Source organism: Gemella sp. 27098_8_155 (assembly GCF_041433725.1).
Taxonomy (GTDB): domain Bacteria; phylum Bacillota; class Bacilli; order Staphylococcales; family Gemellaceae; genus Gemella; species Gemella haemolysans_D.
The window spans coordinates 25,861-47,402 of the sequence record NZ_JAPWCA010000003.1 but is presented as its reverse complement, the minus strand read 5'-3'; the positions used below and the strand labels follow the sequence as shown (position 1 = coordinate 47,402).

Genomic DNA, 21,542 nt, shown 5'->3' with positions numbered 1-21,542 from the left:
AAATCTGGGAAACAATGAATCACTTTAGATTCACTTCCCAGATTTTTTATTTTTATATGTACAAGTACACCTGCACTGAATTTTTGTTTTTGTATATACAACAATTCAGCCAACGAGTTATTGTTTAGTGTATGTATATACATAATATCGAAGACAAGTTATTTTTCTTCCTACAAAAACCTCTAGTCTTTTTTAAACTTAACTCCGTTATTTTTTAGCTTTTGGATAACTGTAGCACCTATGCCACCTAGCTTTTTCAGTTCTTTTTCTGTATAAGATTCAATAATTTCTTTATTATACAATTCAGCATCGATAAACTTGTTTAATTGTCTTTCCATACCAGCGAAAATTGGATCTTCTTTCATCATTTCCTTGGAAATATTCAGACGACCTTCCACTATCAGAATTACTCTTTTTTTTATTTCTTCTCTATAGAATTTTTCTAACAATTCATAATGATATTTATTAGTAAGGTAATCTTTAGCTATATTAGCTGCGAAATGCATTTCGAAAGCTTCTGGTTTTTGCAAATCTTTTTCATCTTGCAGAGTTCCCTCTATAAAGCTTTCAACTTTTTCAAAACCACCTTTAAAGATAATACTAGTATATTTATTAAGTTCTTTAAGCTTCGTCATATAATAGTGAGCTTCATCAAGTTTACCTTGATTTATACTAAAGATACTTAATAGTAATAATGTAGGTTCTGATTCTAAATAATCGAAACGTTTAATATGATTTCTCATCAAGTCATCTCTATTTAGGTGGACATAAACATGTGTAAGTTCATCTGTTACCTCTGAAAAATCAGACGGACTAGCTTTTAACAAAAGTTCATACAATTTCGCAGCTTCTTCGTACATACCTGCTTTAACATAATACCCTGCAAGTGCATCCGCTAATATCATCTCTTCGGTATCTTCATCACTTTCTGAATATAAAATATCCTCTCCAAGCTCAATAACCATCTCTATACCACTATGATTTTCCTCATACAGTTCTCGTAAGGCATTAACCTTATTAAAAACACTCATATCACTATCGTCAATCGCATCGACAATATCACCAAGAGGTCCATCTACATCATCCCCCCCTTCCACCATATTATAAATATGTTCAAAAACCTCGATAGCATCTTCTTTATTAGAAAAATTCTTCCCTTCAGTTTCTATAAACTCTTTAAGTAATAATTCAAATTTTTTATCACGTTTTACCATAAGTCATCCTCCATTAGCTCCATCTGGATATCAAACTCACTATCATCAGCAAACATTACACCATTCATATGTAAGTTTCTGATTGTTCCCTTACCTAAACCTTTTATTTTTAAAAACTCAGCCTTAGTAATCTCTAAGAAGTCTTCTTTTGTTAGCAAGAAGTTCTCATGCATAATTTTTAGTTCAGTATCTCGAATAGCCATAAACGATCTATCTCGTTTCATATCAGCAACTGTTATTTCCTTGCGATTCGCATATTTATCCAAATCATCACCAATAACATATTCACTTTCCCTAACATGTATAAGGAAGTCAAAATAATATTCTTTACTTAAAAAATAATCAAACTTCATAACGATATTAAGAGCTTCTAAATACTTACAATCATCATCCGTACTAAACTTGATTAACTTAGGATTAGTTATTCTATCTAAAACATCAGAAATATATTTATTAACTTTAATCAATTTGTTGAAAAATGCAACAGCCTCTTTCTCTTCTCCCTGCATCAAATGGTAAAAAACTTTTGACAATAAAATGACCTCATCATCATTTTTACCGTGTTTATTCGCAAGTTTATAGTAACGATTAATCTCTGTAAAATCATTTAATATAAGACTCGCTACTACAAAATTGTGATACATCGGCATCATAACTTCATTATCCATATCTAAAATGAAATAAAACGGCTTATAAGCATTCTGAACCTTATTGTATAACTTATTACCTAAATAAAATTCCGCAAGATGATGACAGACTCTCAGATATAGATAATTAATCGGGAATAGCTTACCATCAACAAAGCCTTCTTCAAAATTGTAAGCTTCATCTCTTAGTCGTATTAATCTTAATTCTGTTTCATATTCCGTACAATCTTTACTAACTATTTCCCAGGCCCTAGCATCCACATTATACTTAGATAAATCTATAGCCTTTTTTACATTAGATGCATATTTAGGATCTTCAAAATTCTCGATAAATTCCAAAAAAAGTTTCATCGATTCATTAAAATCAGACTCAATCTTTTTAGAAGAGAACTGTATTTCACCATAACCTTGATTAAGATTAAAATCTCTATACTTACTACTTCTTATTCCTGTATATCCTTTTTTATCAACAGGAAATTTTATTATTTTTTTATTATTCATTACTTCTCCCCCTTTTATTTTCTAGTAAATCTATAAAATTTACAGCGATTTTTACAATCGGCTTATATGTTAAAATTTTTATAAAATTCATTATCCTTCAACTTTATTCTACATCAAAATACAATATAATACAAACTTAAAACTACCAAATAATCATGTACTCAGAATATAAAAAATTTAAAATAATTAACATAAATTAAAAATTTTATCCAGTGATTAACATATAAAAAAAGCAACTGAATCTCCTTTCAGTTGCTTTTCGTGTTGGAATTTGATAAACATCATTCACTTCTTATAGTCTATCCTATATTTTAGCTATTTACCCAGCGTAAAACATCTTCACTTATGTCTAATATAAATTGATACCTTGCCCGAAAGGGAGGTGGTTACATGTACTATATAATCGTCCAAATTCTTGTTAATTATTATCAGAAATACTAATCCTAATATATAATATTATCCTCTTAATTTATATCAACTTACTTTTAGACACAGCTCATAAATTCCACTCTATACGTGATTTTCACCACTAATCTGATTAAAATCAAAATTAGGGCTTATATTAAAAAGTATTATTACTTCTTATTCACTTGTCTATACTTTATCATGCCTTTCTAAATCATGTCAAACAATTTCCATTTAAAATCACTATTCTTTTTTCTTGACAACCACCTTTTTTATTTTCTATTTACATAATCTTAAAAATATAATTTTCTTTATGATAATAAATAGAAAACCTTTTCCGATATAATTTTTGGTGCTATAATAAAGATAGGCTACTAGCTCCAAAAGGAGGTGATGAGATGAAGATAGACATTTCCCAAATCCTTGTGAATTTGTTATCAGGAGTTATACTTCTTTTAATAGAATACTATCTGCTAAAAGATAATCACAGGAAGAAGTAGCCATTTTAGCTCACGACGCACATACTTCACTTGTGTGTGAATATTAAATATTAATATAAAAAGCCAATTGAACTCACACTTCAATTGGCTTTCGTGATGAAATTTGATAGACATTTCCCATTCACTTTCCTATATTTTAACACATACCTTTTCTTATTGTCAATTATTTAGAAGAGCATCTGCTACACTCTATCCTCTCTTATTACTGTCCATTTTTAGCGTAATTAGCTTCTACTGCTTCCTTTTGCTCTTTCCACCAAAATTCATTTTCTTCATACCAGCGGATAGTATCAGCTAATCCTTGACGGAAGTTTGTAAACCGTGGTTTCCAACCTAGTTCATCTCGTAACTTAGATGCATCTATCGCATAACATAGGTCATGTCCCGCACGGTCATTTACATGTTCATATGCATTCTTGTCTTTACCCATTAATTCAAGAATTAACTCAATAACAGTTTTGTTATCCTCTTCTCCATCAGCTCCAATCAAGTAAGTTTCACCAATTCTACCTTTTGTTAAGATAGTCCAAACTGCTGATGAGTGATCTTCTACATGAATCCAGTCTCTAACATTCTTACCTTCACCATATAGTTTCGGGGTTTTTCCTGACAATACATTAGTAATTTGTCTTGGAATGAACTTCTCAATATGTTGATATGGTCCGTAGTTGTTTGAACAATTAGAAATAGTTGCCTTAAGCCCAAAAGAACGCACCCATGCTTTTACAAGTAAGTCTGAACCTGCTTTTGTTGACGAATATGGGCTTGATGGATTATAAGGTGTTTCAGCTGTAAACTTCTCTCCTACACCTTCGCCTTTCCCTGGTAAGTCTTCACGTAAAGGAAGATCTCCATAAACCTCATCTGTAGATACATGGTGATATCTAACATCATACTTACGACAAGCTTCGATTAAAGCATATGTTCCAATAATATTCGTATGTAAAAATGGATAAGGATCTTTTAGGGAGTTATCATTATGAGATTCAGCTGCATAGTTAACTACTGTATCAGTTTTGCTGACAAGTTTATCTACTAGTTCAGCATCCGCAATATCACCAACAACTAATTCAAATCTATCCTCTGGAAGTCCAGAAAGATTCTCTCTATTTCCCGCATAAGTCAATTTATCCAAGACAGTCACATGAATATCTGGATGATTATTTATAACATAATGTACAAAGTTAGAACCGATAAATCCAGCCCCACCTGTTACTATAATATTCTTCATTTTTTCTACCTTTTCAAAAATATTTAACACAAGATTACTGCTACTCAAGTCAACAATCTACTATTTCTACTTTATAAGAAAAGCCCCCACTGTAAAGTATAACACAGCAGGGACTAATATTCGATCTGTGAATTTAGTATAACATACCTTAAATAAAAATACAATAAAGCACCCTGTTTCCGATTAGAAAAATATTTCTAATTACACTTCGCTCACAGTCAATTAATTCGAAGGAATACCTTCTATTTCTCTTCCTATTTACATAATCTTAAAAATATAACTTTCTTTATGATTATAAAAAGGAAACCTTTTCCGAAATAATCTCTAGTGCTATAATAAAGGTAGGCTACTGCCCCAGAAGGGAGGTGTTGGCATGAATACTAGCATTTCGCAAATTCTTGTGAATCTATTATCCGGAGTAATTCTTCTAATAATAGAATATTATTTCCTAAAAGATAACAACGAGAAAAAGTAGCCGTTTTAGGACGCGACGCATACTCGTCACTTTGTATGTGAATATTAAATATTAATATAAAAAGCCAATTGAAGTAGAAGTTCAATTGGCTTTCGTGTTGGAATGTACTAGCATTTCACATTCACTTTCCTATATTCTACCATATACCTTTCCTTGTTGTCAATTAATTCGGAGAGTTCCTTTCCAAGTAGTAATATTATTATATAAAGAGATTAAATAAATTCCTTTAAACTATAAATTGCAATACTCACAGAAAGGAACTTATTCTTATGAGTATTCAAATATAGATTTTCAGAGTGACTCAAAAATTACAATTCTAATTATCTAGTCACTACCTCAAAATTCGTTAGACTTCTTAAAAACTCTTATAAAAAAATTCAGATATCAATAAACTACTGCGTCTTTGAGTTCTCGTTCAAATCTAGGTCTTTGGGAATACCCCTGAAAACATATTACAATTACTCTTCCCCGTACACAAAATCATTGCTCTTTTCAAACTCTTTGAATGTAGGAATGTTTTTATCTTTTTCTGAAATAATAGCTTTTGATAAATCAATCTGCCAGTCAATCCCAAGCTCTTTATCATCAAATATTATACCAGCGTCTGCTTCTGCATTATAATAATTATCACACTTATACATGAAGTTAACATTTGGCGTTAATGTCGCAAAACCATGAGCAAAGCCCCTAGGAACTAAAAGTTGTCTTCTATTATGTTCTGAAAGGATAAAACTTTCCCACTGACCGTATGTAGGACTTCCCTTTCTAAGATCTACTACTACATCTAAAACTTCACCAGTCACTACACGAATAAGCTTTGTTTGTGCAGCATTTCCCCTTTGGAAATGTAAACCACGAACGACACCAGCTTCAACTGATAATGAATGATTGTCTTGAACGAAATTAAAATCTATCCCTAATTTTTTATACTTTTCTTCAGAATAACTCTCCATAAAGAATCCACGTTCATCTTCAAAAACATCTGGTTCTATTATTTTTACATCTTTTAATTTTGTATCAAAAACCTGCATTCCAAACTGCTCCTATTCCATTTGTTTTACCCTACTTGTTATTTATATATAACTATTTCCCTATAAACAAACCCTATACAGCGTTTCTTACACTACTTACTACTTAAATAATTCCAACTTTTATAACATGTTGATTATCCTGTTTCAATATTTATTATCATTCCCTACATTATCATTTTTCTAAAAGTCAATTACTTAATAATGTTTTTTTACCATATATCTCAATAATGTTATAGAAAGCTCAGCAAGAAAATCTCCATATTTTTTCAACTCCCTAGTATGCTCCGTATCGAATAAAAATGCTGGACTTTGGAATACAGCATGCATACTCTTATTTCTCAAATAATACGTATAATTCATTAAAAATCTCAATGCATCAGTATCTTCAGCATTACCTCCAATTTTTTCATTGAACCTCTTGATTATTTTCTCATATTCGCTAGTTTCTTGAAATTTATATTTTTCTTTTTCCTTGTTCAGGTCATAATCTTTCTTATATTCAATAAATATATTATTAAAAATACGTAACAACTGAGTTAAAAAAGTGCTATCTTGTATTTTACTAATTTCAAAAATGTTTTCAAAAATACCTAATCTTTTTACTGCTTCAGAATCATTTTTACACATAAACGCTATTGCATTACCTGTATTTATTCCCTTTACAAGATTTTTTGACTCTAAAAAAATATTTTTAAAAATGCTATCAGGATTAGATTTATAGTCTGATTTCATTTCTTCAAAGACTTTTATATATGCATCTCTATCAGAAGTTATTTTCGTCATATAGTTATAAATAACATTAAATGCCTTCCATGTGTGTTCTAATTTATACTCCTCATAATTTAACCCTTCTAAAATATGCATCAAAGGTAAATAAACTGAATCATCCTCATAATCAAATAAACGATTTAACACCTCATCCTCTAGCGTAAACTCATTCATAACTTGAAACTTCTGAAAATACTCTTCAACCATATCTCCATTAAAACTAATGCTATTAATTGTCATACTCCCGAATTTAAAGTAATAAAATATTAATGAACTCACTACTTCTCTATATACTCTACTTTGGCGAGTATATAAAGTATTTTTCCCTTTTATTTTCTTACGTCTACTTACTAATATTTCTATTTTATCTTTTTGAAATATCATTTCATCTATAGATGTTCCCCCATTTGCCCTGTAATAAATATACTCCTTTTTTATTGTTCCTAAATCCCCATCTTTAATAGACCTATCCCCATGTGTTTCCATATTGATTTCTATTTTGCATTGCTTCATATTATTTTTCCTTTCTTATCTTAATCTTTTATGTTTCTAATTTTTTTATCAAAAACATATTGCATATAAATTTTCACATTCAATTTACCAATAAAACATAAATAATTTTTTATTAATTTAGCTTACATAACTTCATTATAACAAACCCTAGCTATATATACAATAAAATTATTTATTAGATTATACTATATTATTTTTCACGTTTTACCAACATAAAATTTTAGAATTTTATTTTATCAATCTTATAATAGGTAAGTTATTATATAATTGATAAATTTAAGTAACATTCTAGTATTAAATAGTAACTCCCGATGTTATAATATAAGTGTATTTTTCATTTTTGCATAAAATGATACCGTGATTATCTATACTCATTAGCATATCATGTACAAACCATTTAATTCTGTTATCAGAAATAATAAAAGAAAAACTACTAACTAAAAAAGCAGGAGGGATTTTATGTATTTAAAAAGTTTATCAATAAAAAATTATAGAAAATATGGCAAAGACTTTCAGACTATTAACTTTGCTCATAGTAAATGGCCTGAAATATCGGATAATGAAGATCATGAAACTAAGATAAATAAAACAGAAGAGTATATATCAAAAAATTCATCACTTATTGTAGGTAAAAATAACTCTGGTAAAAGTACAATTATCAAATTATTAACTACATTACAAAATACCAAGGCAGGTAGTAGGAATGTTTTCAAGTATACGGACTTTAATTTAAAAATATTAGCAAATTGGTATAAAACTAATATTAGTAATAAATCTGAAGAAGAAATAAGAAGTATTGATAAATCTGAGTTTCCTAAACTAGAGTTTCAGTTGGTATTAGGAATTGATGATGGAAATGATTTAATTTCAAGTTTCGAAGATATATTAATTTTAAGTGGGATAAAAACAGTTAAAATACAAGAAGAACAAGAAACAGAGGAGATTTCTGAAGTGACTATCGATGTTAAGTACGAAGTTGCTGATGCTCAATCTTTCTCAGAAGAACTTGTTAACCTTAAGACTAGTTACTCAGAAAGAGAGAATCACCAAGATAAAGAATTTTTAAACTATAGCAAAGAGCTTCAATATAGACAATATTTAGCTTTATTTAGTAGCAATTACTTTGTTTTAAATTTTTATGCTAAAGGAAGGTATGAGCCATCTAAAGATTTCTCTCTAGCTCCGTTATTAAAAGTGGATACAATAGAAGCAAATACGGTTAAAAATGACAAGATCCTTTCCCAAGCTTACAATAAAATAGTTTCAACATATGTGAAAAATAATGATATGAAAGCAATTAATACTTTAGTTGATGATATTAATTATAAAGTAAAGGATATGGTTGATACCAATATAAAGAATATTCTTCAAGGCGCAGTATCTAGCATTGAATCAACTAAAAATTTAAAAATGAATTTGCATCCAGATGTGACTTTAGAGAAGATTTTTACAAATAGTATTATTTATGAGTACCAAGAGGGAAATAATAACATACCTGAAAGTCAGTTTGGTATGGGATATACAAACTTGATGGTTATTATTGCAAAGATTGTTGACTATATTGAACTATATAGCGAGAAAGATATCAACGGTTCAGTAAATATTCTCTGTATTGAAGAACCAGAGTCATTTATGCATCCTCAAATGCAAGAATTATTTATAAAGAATATTTCAAAAGCAATTGCTACTTTACTAGGTAAAAAACAGCAACTAGATACTTTTCAAATTATCATCACAACTCACTCAACACATATCTTAAACAGTAAGATTCAATCAGGAAACACTCTAAATAATATTAGTTATCTAGGTCGACTAGATGAAAATAATACTATACAGAACATCAGTGATACAGCAATAGTATCTAATGGAAATATTGATAAAAAAACCTATGAATATATAAAAAAATATTTAAGATTAGAGGCATCAGATCTTTTCTTTGCTGACGCAGTCATTTTAGTTGAGGGGATTTCGGAAGAAACATATTTAAGATATGAAATTGATACGCATCCCATTTTGAAAAATCATCATGTGAAAATTTATAGAATTGATGGCGCCCATTCTCATAAGTTTATTGAGTTATTAGAGTTACTAGGCCTTAAAACTATTATTTTTACAGATTTGGATTTAAAAAGAAAAAACAAAAATAAAAACGGTAAAATAATAAAAAAACTATCTACTAACATTAACGATTTGAGTTCTGAATACGATAACTCAACCGAGTGTCTAAGCACTAATAAAACTATACAATATTTTGTAAGAAAAGAAATAGATGATGAAAAAGCCAAATATACTAAAATTAACCCTAAATTAATTGAGAAACTTGTAAATAAGGAAGAATTACATATTGATTATAGTAATACTATCACTCTGTACTCTCAAGGTAAAATAAATGGATATTATGCTACTAGTTTTGAAGAAGCAATTATTTTAACAAATGCAGTAGATAAAGATAAACAAGAATATACACAATCCTTAATTAAGCTTCTAAAATATGTCCATCCAAATAAGGAGCGCTTTTCAAATATCAAAGAATGTTTCAAGATTGTTGAGGAATCTTACATATATCAAGTAGATTTGTCTAATGATAAAACAAAGTTTTCTACCGGAATAGTGTATTTATCAATAACAGATAAAGAGTTTAATCTCAAATTACCTAAGTATATTGAATCAGGCTTAAACTCGCTTTGTAATTATTTTAAGGAGTATGAATAATGTTATATACAATTAGTCCAGAAAACAAACAATTAGAATTAGATATCCAGCAAAACATTAGCACATGTCTGGATAACTTTGAAAGTTTTTGTTTTGATGCTGGTGCAGGAGCTGGAAAAACTTATGCACTTCAAAAATCAATTGAGCATGTTTTAAAAACAAACGAGAAAACTTTAAAACAAAATAATCAAAAAATCTTATGTATCACTTATACTAATGCTGCAAAAGATGAAATTCTTAAACGACTTGGGAAGAACTCTTCAGTAGTGGTTTCCACAATCCATGAGTTTCTTTGGGGATTTATCGCTATTCAGCAAGAATTACTAACCATAGAACATGAGAAAAAAATTAAAGAAACACTTAAGGAGCTCGAACAAAATATAAACGATAATCCTCTTTCTAGAAGTATTAATCTGATTGAGTTTAAAAATGCGATTATCGATGAAGAGTTTTTGAAAATTTTCTATAATACACCTAGTACTCCCGCAGAAAAATTTAAATCTATGATTAAAGAATACCGTGAATACTTTTCTCCCTATTTAAGTAATGTTAAAACGTTTAGAAGTTTAGTTAAGATTGTTATCAAGAAACACAAACTTGAAGAAACATTGAAACAAATTGATGATAAAAAATCTAAACAGGTTATCTATAATCCTATTCAAAATCGAGATAAACTTGAAAATTATATAATTAGCCACGATACATTGTTACTTTACTGTGAAAATATTATTACAAGTCAGAATATATTAAAAAAATTATTTTCAGATAGATATCCATATGTCTTAGTAGATGAGTATCAAGATACTGATAAAAAAGTTGTTAGTATTATTGATAGTATTAAAGAATATACAAGTTCAAAGAAAAAATTTATGGTAGGTTTCTTTGGGGATTCTTTACAGAATATTTATGAAACTGGAGTAGGGATTCTTCCCCAAAAAAATAAGTATCAAATTATTGAAAAAAATTTTAACCGCCGTTCTTCTTCACAAATAGTAGGCTTGATTGAAAAAATTAGAAATGATAATTTTGGTCAACAGTCTATATACACTAATTTTAGCAATGGATCTTATAATTTTTATATTGCAGAAGATAATTTTAACCTACCTAGTTTTCTACAAGAAAAAAATCTAACCAATAATACAGCCTGTCTTTTAATGAAGAATGACGATATTACAAAAGCAAGAGGATTTGATGAAATATTGACAGTTTTGAAAAAATCTCCCCGATTTAGTGGAAAAAACTATGAAAACATAACTAAAGAATTTTTACAGAAGAATTTACAGCATATGGGATGGTTTTTAAGAGATATTTTAACTTTCATAGACTTTATCCAAAAAATAAAAAATGATAATTCAACAGTTAGAGAGATTGTCCAATTTATAACTCCATATAAATCAGCACTAACGTTTGCAGAGATGCAGAAATTCATTAGTAGTTTAAGAAAAATTAACTTGTCAACACTGACAATCAATAAGTGTATTAAAAAAATTGTTAATATCAAAGGGTATATCTCAGGGGAAAAAATTTTAAGGAAAATATTCTCGATAGATGATACTGAAAAGGAAATATTAGCCAATATAAAGGATCGTGCACATGATTATTTCTACTATTCTCAAGATTCGGAAGACTCCAAAAAAGAAATGACAGTTATCGATGATTTTTTTGAATTAAATATTTCTATATTTTTCAAATGGTATAACTATATTTTTGATGGCACCAAAAATGAAGGAATTAGTTATTATACATTGCATGGTTCAAAAGGATTAGAATTTGACAATGTAGTTGTTGTATTGCAAGATAACTTTGCAAAGGGAAATGATTATTGTGAAAATTTTTTTAAAAAATACCACTCTCCTTCAGCTGCTTCTGATTCACAATTTCAAAAAGTTCGTAATCTACTATACGTTGCTTTTTCAAGAGCAAGAATTAATCTTCATGTCATTTATAAAAACAATTCCCCTGAAGATTCATTAGAAAATATAAAAGAAATTTTTGGAGAGAAGTTCGTACTTTACCTTAATAACAAACAATATTAAATTCTTATTCAGCAAAAAAGTGCTGACTTAAAAGTCTTAAATAAAAAAATCTCTAAACAAAATAATTTATCCCCGTTTAAATACACTTTATAAGAACCTTTAGATATCTAATAAACTTTGCCGGGAGTGACTCAACAAAATCGATTTCTCTGATTGAGTCACTCCCTTAAATTCTATAATTTTAAAAGCCCACAAATTTTATAAATCTAATATATCAAAACTATACTACCTACTTAAGCATTGCCTTCATCTCTTTGATATTAACAGTTTTCAGTAAGAATAACATACCTAAGTAACTAATTCCACCGATTGCAAGGTAAATTACAAGACCTACAATTCCATCAAATCTTAGTGTCATTTTACAGAACATTACAGCCCCGAACATTACAAGGGATGACAATATGATTTTTACTAAATCTTTATTGAACAGTAAGTTCTTATTAATAATATTACGGCTATAATACCATTGGATGGCGAATACTAAAATTTCAACAACTACAGATGTTATACTCGCTCCGATATAACCGAAAAACGGAATAACAGCAATGTTAACAGCCACACTGACAAATGCAGGAATCGTTGTCGATAGCATAAATTCTTTGTTCTTATTTCTTACTACTAACACTTGATATCCAAGGATATTCGTCCAACCTACAAACATAATGTTAAACACAATAATATATAATACATACTTAACATCTTGGAAGTTTTGTCCTAAGAATAATTTAACGAATACTTCATTCACCGCAATTAGGCCAAAAATCATGGGGAAGATTATAAGGTTATACAAAATGAATGAGAATTTCACCATATTTTGCGCTTCTCTATCTTTTCTTTCAGAAAGAAGATTCGCAACTCTCGGTAACATAACAACTCCTAGTGAACTAACAACCTTAAGTAATATACTAATTAATTTTTGACCTTGTTCGTAAATCCCCACATCCGAGTACGATCCTAAAAGTCCTAATAACGTTCTATCTAAAACAACATAAAGTGATATCGCTACTTGTGGTAAAAATAACAATACAATAGGATGTAGATTTTTCTTAATAGCATTCGCATTAAATGAAGGACGTTTTATGAATTTCTTCGCCGGCACCCACATTACAAATTGTCCTAAGAAATCAAAGATAACAATTAAAAATACGTAAAGATATAAGTCATCACTACTTTTAACAAAGGTAAAAATACTGATTACTCCAATAAGCCTAATAACTACGTTTCTTATTGTTATTTTCTTGAAATCTTCTTTACCTGAGAATAGCCACGAGATGTCAATCATATTTGCGAATAGAGTAATCCCCACTATTAATGGTAGTATACCTCCCATCTGTGGGATACTAAATATCGATATTACATAAACAGAAATTGCTAATATACTCGCGATAAGTTGAATCGCATATATATTCCAAAATACGCTACTTACATCACTTGCAGCCGCTATTTGCTTCGTACCATAAACACCAATACCTAACATCGCAAATAACGAGAAATAACTCACTATAGAATTATAAAATACATAATTCCCTAAAGCTTCACTAGTGAAAATTCTCGTAACATACGGAACCGTTACTATCGGTAATATTATCGTTAATATTTGATACGAAAGATTATATAAATAATTTTTTATTACTTTCATTATATTTCCTCATCACATATGAAAAACCCCTAAAAATAGGAGATTTCTAAATTTTTATTACTAGTATAAGTATACGGAATTTATCTCCATATTTCAACTATTTCTAAAATAAATTAATAGAAAAATATATCACCATTTCAAATATATTTCATTATAGAATTTTATTAATAAATATTTACTCCAAAACCTTGTATTTTAATAATAACTATTAATTTAAGAAACTATTAAAAATAACGTAAATAATTTGAGTTAGTTTGATAATTATGATAGAATAAATTATATTTATGTACTTATAAATAACTAAAAAATAGAAATATAAAGGAGAACTTAGTAATATTATGAAGAAACAAACGTTTTCATTAAGAAAAAGCAAACTTGGGACAGTTTCTGCATTAGTAGGACTTAGTATCGTTGGAGCTGTTGCTTACGCTGACGGTAGTGCATTAGCTGCTGATACTACTCCAACTTCTACTAATGCTACTGAAAGTAAAACTACAGTAACTAAAGAACAATTACAAGACGCCGAAAAGAAAGTATTAGACACTAAAGCTGCTATCGAGGAAAAAGAAAAAAAACGCCCTGAATTAGCTTTAATCGCTAAAAAAGCTAATAGTGAAGAAAAATATGCAGCTGAGAAACTAAGCGAAGCTACACCTGCTGCTATTCAAAAAGCTAAAGACGATGCAGCTAAAGCTGCGGAAGATGTTAAAGCTGCGGAAGATGATCTAAAAGCTAAAAAAACTAATCAAGAAACTCTTACTAAAGATGTAGCAACAAAACAAGCTGCTGCTGATAAAGCAAATACTTCTGTTGATACTGCCGCTAAAAAAGTACAAGACTTAGAAAATGGTACTCCATCTCTAACTGCTGCTGAAAAAGCTAAAGCTGACGCTGAAAAAGCTAAAACTGACGCTGAAAAAGCTAAAATTGATGCTGAAAAAGCTAAAACTGACGCTGAAAAAGCTGATGCTGATGCAGCTAAAAAGGTAACTACTTTAAATAATGAGTTAACTACTAAAAAACAAGCTTTAGCAGAAAAAGAAAAAGCACTTAAAGATCTTGGAGATGCTCCTCAAGGATACGATTTCTCTGATGTTAAATTTAATTTAGGTGCTGACTTTGCAGCTGCATTAAATGAACGTGCTAAATTGATGGGTGAAAATGATCCAAATAACACTGGTGATGGACGTGCCAACGAACTTAGCACAAGAAACCAAGCTGAAGTAAATGCTAATGCTGAAAAATTAAAACAATTAGCAAAAACTAATATGGCTAAAAATACATACACTAATACAACTGACACGCGTGAAGTTGATATTTGGAACTTAACAGCTGATCAAAAGAGAGAGATTAACTTATTCGGTCTTCACATCGTTAACCAAATCCGTGAACAACTAGGAAACCCTAAAGTTAAGACAACTGTAGGTATGGAAAAATTTGCAAATGAAGCTGCAACTAATCGTAACAACGCTAAATTCCAAGGAACTACTAATCCAAATGATCCTACAGAGAATTCTAAATATAAAAAAGTTCTTAAAGGTAGTAGCTTCAATTATGCTAACTATGACTACGATGGAATAAACGCTGCTGCTAGAGCAAATGGTTTATCATATAAAACTGATAACAATCAAAACCAAGCAGATATTATGCAAGTTACTAAAAACCCTCGGGATGGTAAGTTCATTGAAGAAAAGAGCTATCCTTCACTACAAGAAGCTGCTAATCCAAAATTTACAATGACGATGGGACAACTAAAAGAGTATATTTTTGAAGCGTACAAACAAAAAATGTTTACTAACGATGAAGATTTTCGTGGAAGTAATTATCACCGTAAATGGGAAAATGCTCTATCAATCGGTGGAAGTATCGCTTTCCGTAAAGATGGAGAAGGAAACAAGCTAGGGCGTAAAGCTTCTGAATATAATGCAACAAGTGTTACTGCTACCGTGAGTGTTAATCCAAAACAATTTGGAACTGAATATTACTCTAATCTAGAGATTTTTGTTCACAACTTCCAAACAGCGGGTGAAAATACAGCTCCTGGTCAAGATACAAACAGTATAGTTCTTGATCCAGCTAAATTTAATGCGACTGAAATCAAAAATGATCCAACAGCTGCAAAAGAATATAGTGCTAAAAAACAAGCTACCGAAAAAGCAGTTAAAGACGCACAAACTGAGGTTACTACAGTTCAAAACAACTTAGATGCTGCTAAGCAATATAAAAATCAATTACCAGTAGCTGAAAAAACTCTTCAAGATGCAACTAGCAAACTTACAGCTGCTGAAAAAACTCTTCAAGATGCTGAAACTAACTTAGACAACTTACGCAAAGGTATTAGTAATAAATCCGATGAAATTAATAATGCTAAAACTGCTCTAGAAACAGCTAAACAAGAAGCTGAAAAAGCTAAAATTGCTCTTGCTGAAGCTAAGGATAAATTAGCTAAGGCAGATGAAGACGTTAAAAAAGCTGCTCCTTCAGTCATCTTTAAATTAGCTGCTAAAAATGAAGCAGAAGAATTAGTACGTTCTCTTGAAAATGCTAAAGAAAATTATGCTAAAGCTAAAGCTGATAAAGAGACTGCAGATGCTAAATTAAAAGAATTAGAAACATGCTTAGCTGATAAACACACTGAACTTGCTAAATTAGAAGAAGAATACAAAAACCTTCTAAAACAATACATAGGTAATTTAACTCAGCCTGGAAATCCAGAATTAACATTCACTGAAGAAGTTAAAGAAGAAGAAATCAAATTCAACGTTGTAGAAGAATTAGATTCATCTCTTAAAGAAGGAGAGCGTGTTGTTAAAACTAAAGGTGTTACAGGTCGTAAATCTGTTAAAACTATCACATTTAAATCAGGAAATACTGTAGTTGATACAGCTAGAGAAGAAACTATTCTTACTCCTGCAGTTGATGAGGTTGTGGCAGTAGGACCAAAAGTTCCTGAACAAACACAACCAGGTAACCCTGGCACTCCTGGAGTTTCTGGTAACCCTGGCACTCTTGAAGTTCCTGGAAAACAAGAAACACCTGGTGCTTCTGAACAGCCAAAACCAAAACCTGGAAATCCTGGTTCTCAAAAAACTCCAAGTACTACTGAACAACCTAAAGCTCCTGTTCAATCTCAAGTTAATGCTAAACTAAAAGCATTACCTAACACTGGACAAAGCGAAAATGGAGTTGCTTCAGTTGCAGCACTTGCTGCTTTAGCTATTGCTGCTAGATTAAGAAAAGCAAAAAACTAATTAACTAAAATGATAAATAGAGGTGAAGGCACGCTTCAACCTCTATTTTCATATCTAAAAAATAGGATTCAAAGTATTCATTAGAACACCTTGAATCTTATTTTTAATTTATCTTATTTATCTAATAAAATATTCTCTATTTTCTTAGTTTCAGAAACTAAATCAAATCCTTTTTCTATTAAATTATTCTTAACTATATTTGTATCAATTCTTTTTTCTTGGTGTAGTTCTAATATTTTTTCAGCCCATTTAATTGGAGAATCATTTAATGAAAGATAGTAATAATTCGAATTTACTATAACCTCAGGCGGAATGACATCCGAAGCAAGTATAGGAATACCATTTGCTTGAGCTTCCAATAGAGCTACTCCCAGACCTTCAAATCTTGATGGGAATATGAAGAAGTCAAACATACTACACAATTCCTCAACATCACTTCTCATTCCTAGAAATTCTACTTTATCTCTTATCCCTAGTTCTGTTGCTTGTAATTCTAAACTACTCGTATCTCCCCCACCAACTAGAAATAGCCTTGTTTTATCTTTTCTTTTAGCAAATTCAGAAAATACATCTATAATAAATTCTTGATTTTTTTGGTAATCTATCCTTGCAACATTACCTATAATAAACTCTTCATCTGTTATATTAAACTCTTTTCTAAGTTTAATTCTCTTTTCTTCGTTAAAAATAAATTTATCAATGTCAATCGCATTAGGAATCCACTTAACTTTATCATGAATTTTCTTCGGAAACATCCATTCAGTAGCTTGTTTACTACACGACCAGAAATCAGTAGCATAGTGATGAACAAATTGCTTTGTAACATCATGAACTAAATTAGAAAATTGCTTAGCTGTAGTTTTAGCATTATGTGAATGTAAAATTATTTTTTTCACACCATATTTTTTTGCCATTTTCATATTCCCTAAATTAACAATCATTAAGGCATTAATCCAAACTGCATCATAATTACCTTCTTTAAATACTTTTTCCAGAGCTTTTTTATAGAGTACAGGTTGTTCCCTTCTTCTTGGCACTCTATGGTATTGAATTGGGCTTTTAGATAATCTATCAAAATCTTCTTTAAACCCTATCTCACCCTCACGAGTACATACGAAATCTAAGTGGAACTTGTCTTTATCCATGTATGTAAAGAAATTTTTTATGACACTTTCCATACCACCTCTATTATTTGTCATCCCAAAAACTAATATTTTATACATAATTAAATCCTCTCATTCTTAGTTTAGATATTACTATCTAAAGTTAATGTATTTTTGTGGCATCAATACAATATTGATATACGGAATTTTTTTAAGGATATTAGTAGCTACTATCGATAAAAACCAACCTAGTACTAATCCACAGATTATATGTATATATACTGATGTGATTCCTGCTTTTAACATAATTATTCTTAACATACTACAAATCGGAGCATGTAATATGTATATTCCTAAACTATCCTTACCATATTTAGAAAAATAGTTAAAGAACCTTGGAAATACCTTCTCTAATCTAGGATATATTACAAATGCTACTCCTACACTTACTATAAATGCAATAGCCCATAACTGTGGTGTATCATATGTTACATACATTTTCTTCACATTTGGTCTGTAATAAATCGACCAACATAACATATAAATTATATCGAAGATTACAGCTCCACCAACCACTAACTTGATACTTAATTTACTTAAATCTACTGAACGTAGTATTGCCCCTAACATGAAGAACATTCCCCATACTAGTGTTTTTTGAACTATGTAGATATCGAAATTCATTAATAGAGAAATTACAAAACTTACTCCACTAATTATAAATAATATCTCTTTTCTTTTTATATAGACAGACAATAATCCATATATCATTGATATAATCCATAAAGTATATAAATACCACGATACTCCAAGTGGAGTCTTATATATATCAATTAAATTATGTATTGTCGTTGGAACTCTTACTGATGATCCAGCTGCTTTTTGCAGAATAAAATGAATTATAGAGTAGAATATATAAGGCAAACCTAATATTACAGTTCTCTTTAATGCATACTTCTTAAAAATTTTTAAGTCTTCTACAGGTTTGAAGAAAAAACCTGATAAAGCAAAAAATACCGGTATATGGAAAATATAAACCTGAGATGTTATTGTTATTAACATCTTATCATAGCTTGGAAATTTCCCAGATTCATATAACCCTAAAAATACATGACCTAATAGAACTAAAAAGATTGTGAATCCTTTCCCAAAATCTATCCAGTTTATTCTATTTTTAGTCATTATTACCTAATTCCTCTCTTACTACATTAAGAGCTCTTTCGATTACTACGTGCATATCATAATATTTATAGTCCGCAAGACGTCCGCAGAAGATAACATCTTTACCTTTTGCTTCTTCTAAATACTTTTGATACATTTCATTGTTTTTAGCGTCATTAATTGGGTAGTATGGTTCATCTCCACGTTTCCAATCTACTGAGTATTCACGTGTAATAACTGTTTTTTCTTGAGTTCCTTTTTCGAAGTGTTTGTGCTCGATAATACGAGTGTAAGGAACTTCGCGTTCTGTGTAGTTCACTACAGCATTACCTTGGTAATTCTCTTCATCTAATACTTCATGCTCAAAACGAAGACTTCTGTATTCTAATTCTCCATGTTTATAATCAAAGTATTGATCGATCATTCCTGTAAATACAACTTTTTTCGCACTTGCTTCTAACTCTTCACGGTTCTCAAAGAAGTCTACATTTAGTTCTACTTCAATACCTTTTAACATGTTTTCAATAATAACATTATATCCACCGATTGGAATACCTTGGTATCTATCATTAAAGTAGTTGTTATCGAATGTGAAACGTACTGGAAGACGTTTAATAATAAATGGTGGTAGTTCAGTTGCACTACGTCCCCATTGTTTTTCTGTATAACCTTTAATTAAAGTTTCATAAACATCCGTACCAATAAGTTTAATTGCTTGTTCTTCTAAGTTTTTAGGTTCACTATCTTGCAGATGAGCTGTTTGTTCAGCGATTTTAGCTTTTACTTCTGCAGGAGTTTTAGTTCCCCATAATCCATAAAAAGTATTCATATTGAAAGGTAGATTGTATAATTTACCTTTGTAGTTTGCCACTGGTGAGTTAATATAGTTGTTAAACTCAGCAAACTGATTCACATAATCCCAAACTTCTTTGTTAGAAGTATGGAAGATATGTGCACCATATTTGTGAACGTTTATTCCTTCAACGTTCTCACAATAAATGTTCCCACCAATGTGGTCACGTTTATCAATTACCTTTACTTTTTTTCCTTGTTTTGTTGCTTCATGAGCAAAGATTGCACCTGACAATCCAGCTCCTACTATTAAATAATCGTACATTTGTTCCTCCTATAAATGACTATATAACTTATCATATTTTTATTTTTCAACTTTAAATTAAACTTATATTTTAATATTTTTTACTACTCATTTTGTAAATCTAACCTGGTCTTATAGAATAATGCCGCAATTACAAACCAGAAACTATTGTATTGTGGTAATATCATCAGATCATCTATAATTCCATGTAAAGCAAGTAGAGAGAATATTATATATAAATAGATGTCATTAAGCCTATACACCCTCCACATTACTATCGTCATTCCTAGTATAAATATAACTAAAAATAATAAACCTAATTTCAATAATAATTGAATATATAAATTATCAACATAATCATAAGTTTCTGTTGTAATATACCCATCAACGTCCAAGCCATTACCTACTAACGTTATTCTTTTACCAAGTAGACCATAACCATAGTATTTTAAAGTACTATATCCTAGTGAGAGTCTTCCACCTAAAAATTCATTAATATTTGAGTGCCATTCACTCAGATGGTTGTAACCAATAGTAAAGTACAAGCTAAGCAATCCAGATACTACATATGAGCCAATAAGTATCTTATTCATTAAAACTCTTTTAAATTTAGAGAACAACTTTATTAATATTGTTAAGATAAGAAGTAACATTCCTAATCCAAAAGTAAGCCTTGAATCAGTAAATTCATATAAAGCATAATTTCCAATAATCAAAAACATTAATGTTCTCCATTTTATATTGTCTTTTTCTAAGTATACTTTTAAGAATATTATGTTACATAAAATAGCTGGGCCGAATAACGAATATCTGAATCCAACATACTCTCTCTCTCTTCCACCATCATAAGTTATATAGTTAGTAATCCACCCTAAATAACTACTCACTATAATAAAAATTAATAATACTAAGCTTATTCTATAAGAGATTTTAACTATAGTAGTAGTATTCACATTTCTTGCTGAATATACAAAAAAAGGTAACATAGCATAGTTGTAGTCCATATAATTAAAAAATAATCCACCTATAATTGCTAGAATTATAAACAACGTTAAATCTCTAGAATTAACTTTAAAATCAATAACTTCCTTAAATATCAACATTACTAACACAATTATAATTAATAAATTACCAAATACATTGATGTTTTTTGAATAAAACGAAGTATCTAGTAGATTGTACCCCAAATATATACTGTATGCAAAATAAAATAAAAAATTCTTTAGGGAACTTTTCTCTAATGTTATCTTCATAGTATC

The 21,542-nt window shown here is 29.8% G+C and carries 13 protein-coding genes; 3 read left to right on the top strand and 10 right to left on the bottom strand.

The genetic code is table 11. The annotated features are described in order from the left end of the window. Nucleotides 1-182: 182 nt before the first annotated feature. The 5 genes from O5Y44_RS02115 to O5Y44_RS02095 all read right to left on the bottom strand — a co-directional run bounded on the left by O5Y44_RS02115 (nt 183) and on the right by O5Y44_RS02095 (nt 7,285). On the bottom strand, nt 183-1,214 hold the full coding sequence (locus O5Y44_RS02115) for a hypothetical protein (protein ID WP_371465407.1): 1,032 nt from the start codon (nt 1,212-1,214) through the stop codon (nt 183-185). Beyond that, a complete protein-coding gene (locus tag O5Y44_RS02110; protein WP_371465406.1) occupies nt 1,208-2,212 on the bottom strand; it encodes a hypothetical protein in 1,005 nt (334 codons plus the stop codon). The genes O5Y44_RS02115 and O5Y44_RS02110 overlap by 7 nt, the downstream gene beginning before the upstream one ends. A 1,257-nt stretch (nt 2,213-3,469) precedes the next feature. Continuing rightward, nucleotides 3,470-4,498: a dTDP-glucose 4,6-dehydratase gene (rfbB, locus tag O5Y44_RS02105; RefSeq protein ID WP_271964949.1), complete on the bottom strand. Its 1,029-nt coding sequence runs from the start codon at nt 4,496-4,498 to the stop codon at nt 3,470-3,472. A 933-nt stretch (nt 4,499-5,431) separates the two neighbouring features. Next, nucleotides 5,432-6,004, bottom strand: coding sequence for a dTDP-4-dehydrorhamnose 3,5-epimerase (gene rfbC / locus O5Y44_RS02100; RefSeq protein ID WP_271964950.1), 573 nt, complete (start codon nt 6,002-6,004; stop codon nt 5,432-5,434). A 195-nt stretch (nt 6,005-6,199) separates the two neighbouring features. After that, on the bottom strand, nt 6,200-7,285 hold the full coding sequence (locus tag O5Y44_RS02095) for a hypothetical protein (protein ID WP_371465403.1): 1,086 nt from the start codon (nt 7,283-7,285) through the stop codon (nt 6,200-6,202). Between the two features lie 459 nt (nt 7,286-7,744). Between O5Y44_RS02095 and O5Y44_RS02090 the strand changes: the two genes are divergently transcribed. Both O5Y44_RS02090 and O5Y44_RS02085 read left to right on the top strand, forming a co-directional pair. Beyond that, complete coding sequence (locus tag O5Y44_RS02090) at nt 7,745-9,997, top strand: AAA family ATPase (protein ID WP_271964954.1); 2,253 nt, start codon at nt 7,745-7,747, stop codon at nt 9,995-9,997. Then, the gene (locus O5Y44_RS02085; RefSeq protein WP_271964955.1) at nt 9,997-12,033 is read left to right on the top strand and encodes a UvrD-helicase domain-containing protein; all 2,037 of its coding nucleotides are present in this window, start codon (nt 9,997-9,999) and stop codon (nt 12,031-12,033) included. Before O5Y44_RS02090 ends, O5Y44_RS02085 begins: the two co-directional genes overlap by 1 nt. Nucleotides 12,034-12,262: 229 nt before the next feature. On the opposite strand, the gene O5Y44_RS02080 is transcribed toward O5Y44_RS02085, so the two are convergent. Further along, nucleotides 12,263-13,672, bottom strand: coding sequence for an oligosaccharide flippase family protein (locus tag O5Y44_RS02080; protein WP_371465400.1), 1,410 nt, complete (start codon nt 13,670-13,672; stop codon nt 12,263-12,265). 338 nt (nt 13,673-14,010) lie between these two features. On the opposite strand from O5Y44_RS02080, the gene O5Y44_RS02075 reads away from it, so the two are divergent. Then, nucleotides 14,011-16,923 carry an SEC10/PgrA surface exclusion domain-containing protein gene (locus tag O5Y44_RS02075; RefSeq protein WP_371465398.1) on the top strand — a complete coding sequence of 971 codons (2,913 nt, stop codon included), beginning with the start codon at nt 14,011-14,013 and terminating at the stop codon, nt 16,921-16,923. 113 nt (nt 16,924-17,036) lie between these two features. On the opposite strand, the gene O5Y44_RS02070 is transcribed toward O5Y44_RS02075, so the two are convergent. The 4 genes from O5Y44_RS02070 to O5Y44_RS02055 all read right to left on the bottom strand — a co-directional run bounded on the left by O5Y44_RS02070 (nt 17,037) and on the right by O5Y44_RS02055 (nt 21,536). Then, on the bottom strand, nt 17,037-18,122 hold the full coding sequence (locus O5Y44_RS02070) for a glycosyltransferase (protein ID WP_371465396.1): 1,086 nt from the start codon (nt 18,120-18,122) through the stop codon (nt 17,037-17,039). 57 nt (nt 18,123-18,179) lie between these two features. Continuing rightward, complete coding sequence (locus tag O5Y44_RS02065; RefSeq protein ID WP_271986776.1) at nt 18,180-19,208, bottom strand: acyltransferase family protein; 1,029 nt, start codon at nt 19,206-19,208, stop codon at nt 18,180-18,182. Further along, complete coding sequence (gene glf, locus O5Y44_RS02060; protein ID WP_261086813.1) at nt 19,201-20,304, bottom strand: UDP-galactopyranose mutase; 1,104 nt, start codon at nt 20,302-20,304, stop codon at nt 19,201-19,203. The genes O5Y44_RS02065 and glf overlap by 8 nt, the downstream gene beginning before the upstream one ends. An 83-nt stretch (nt 20,305-20,387) precedes the next feature. Further along, entirely contained in the window at nt 20,388-21,536 is a 1,149-nt protein-coding gene (locus O5Y44_RS02055) for a hypothetical protein (RefSeq protein WP_371465393.1), read from the bottom strand. Between the last annotated feature and the right edge of the window lie 6 nt (nt 21,537-21,542).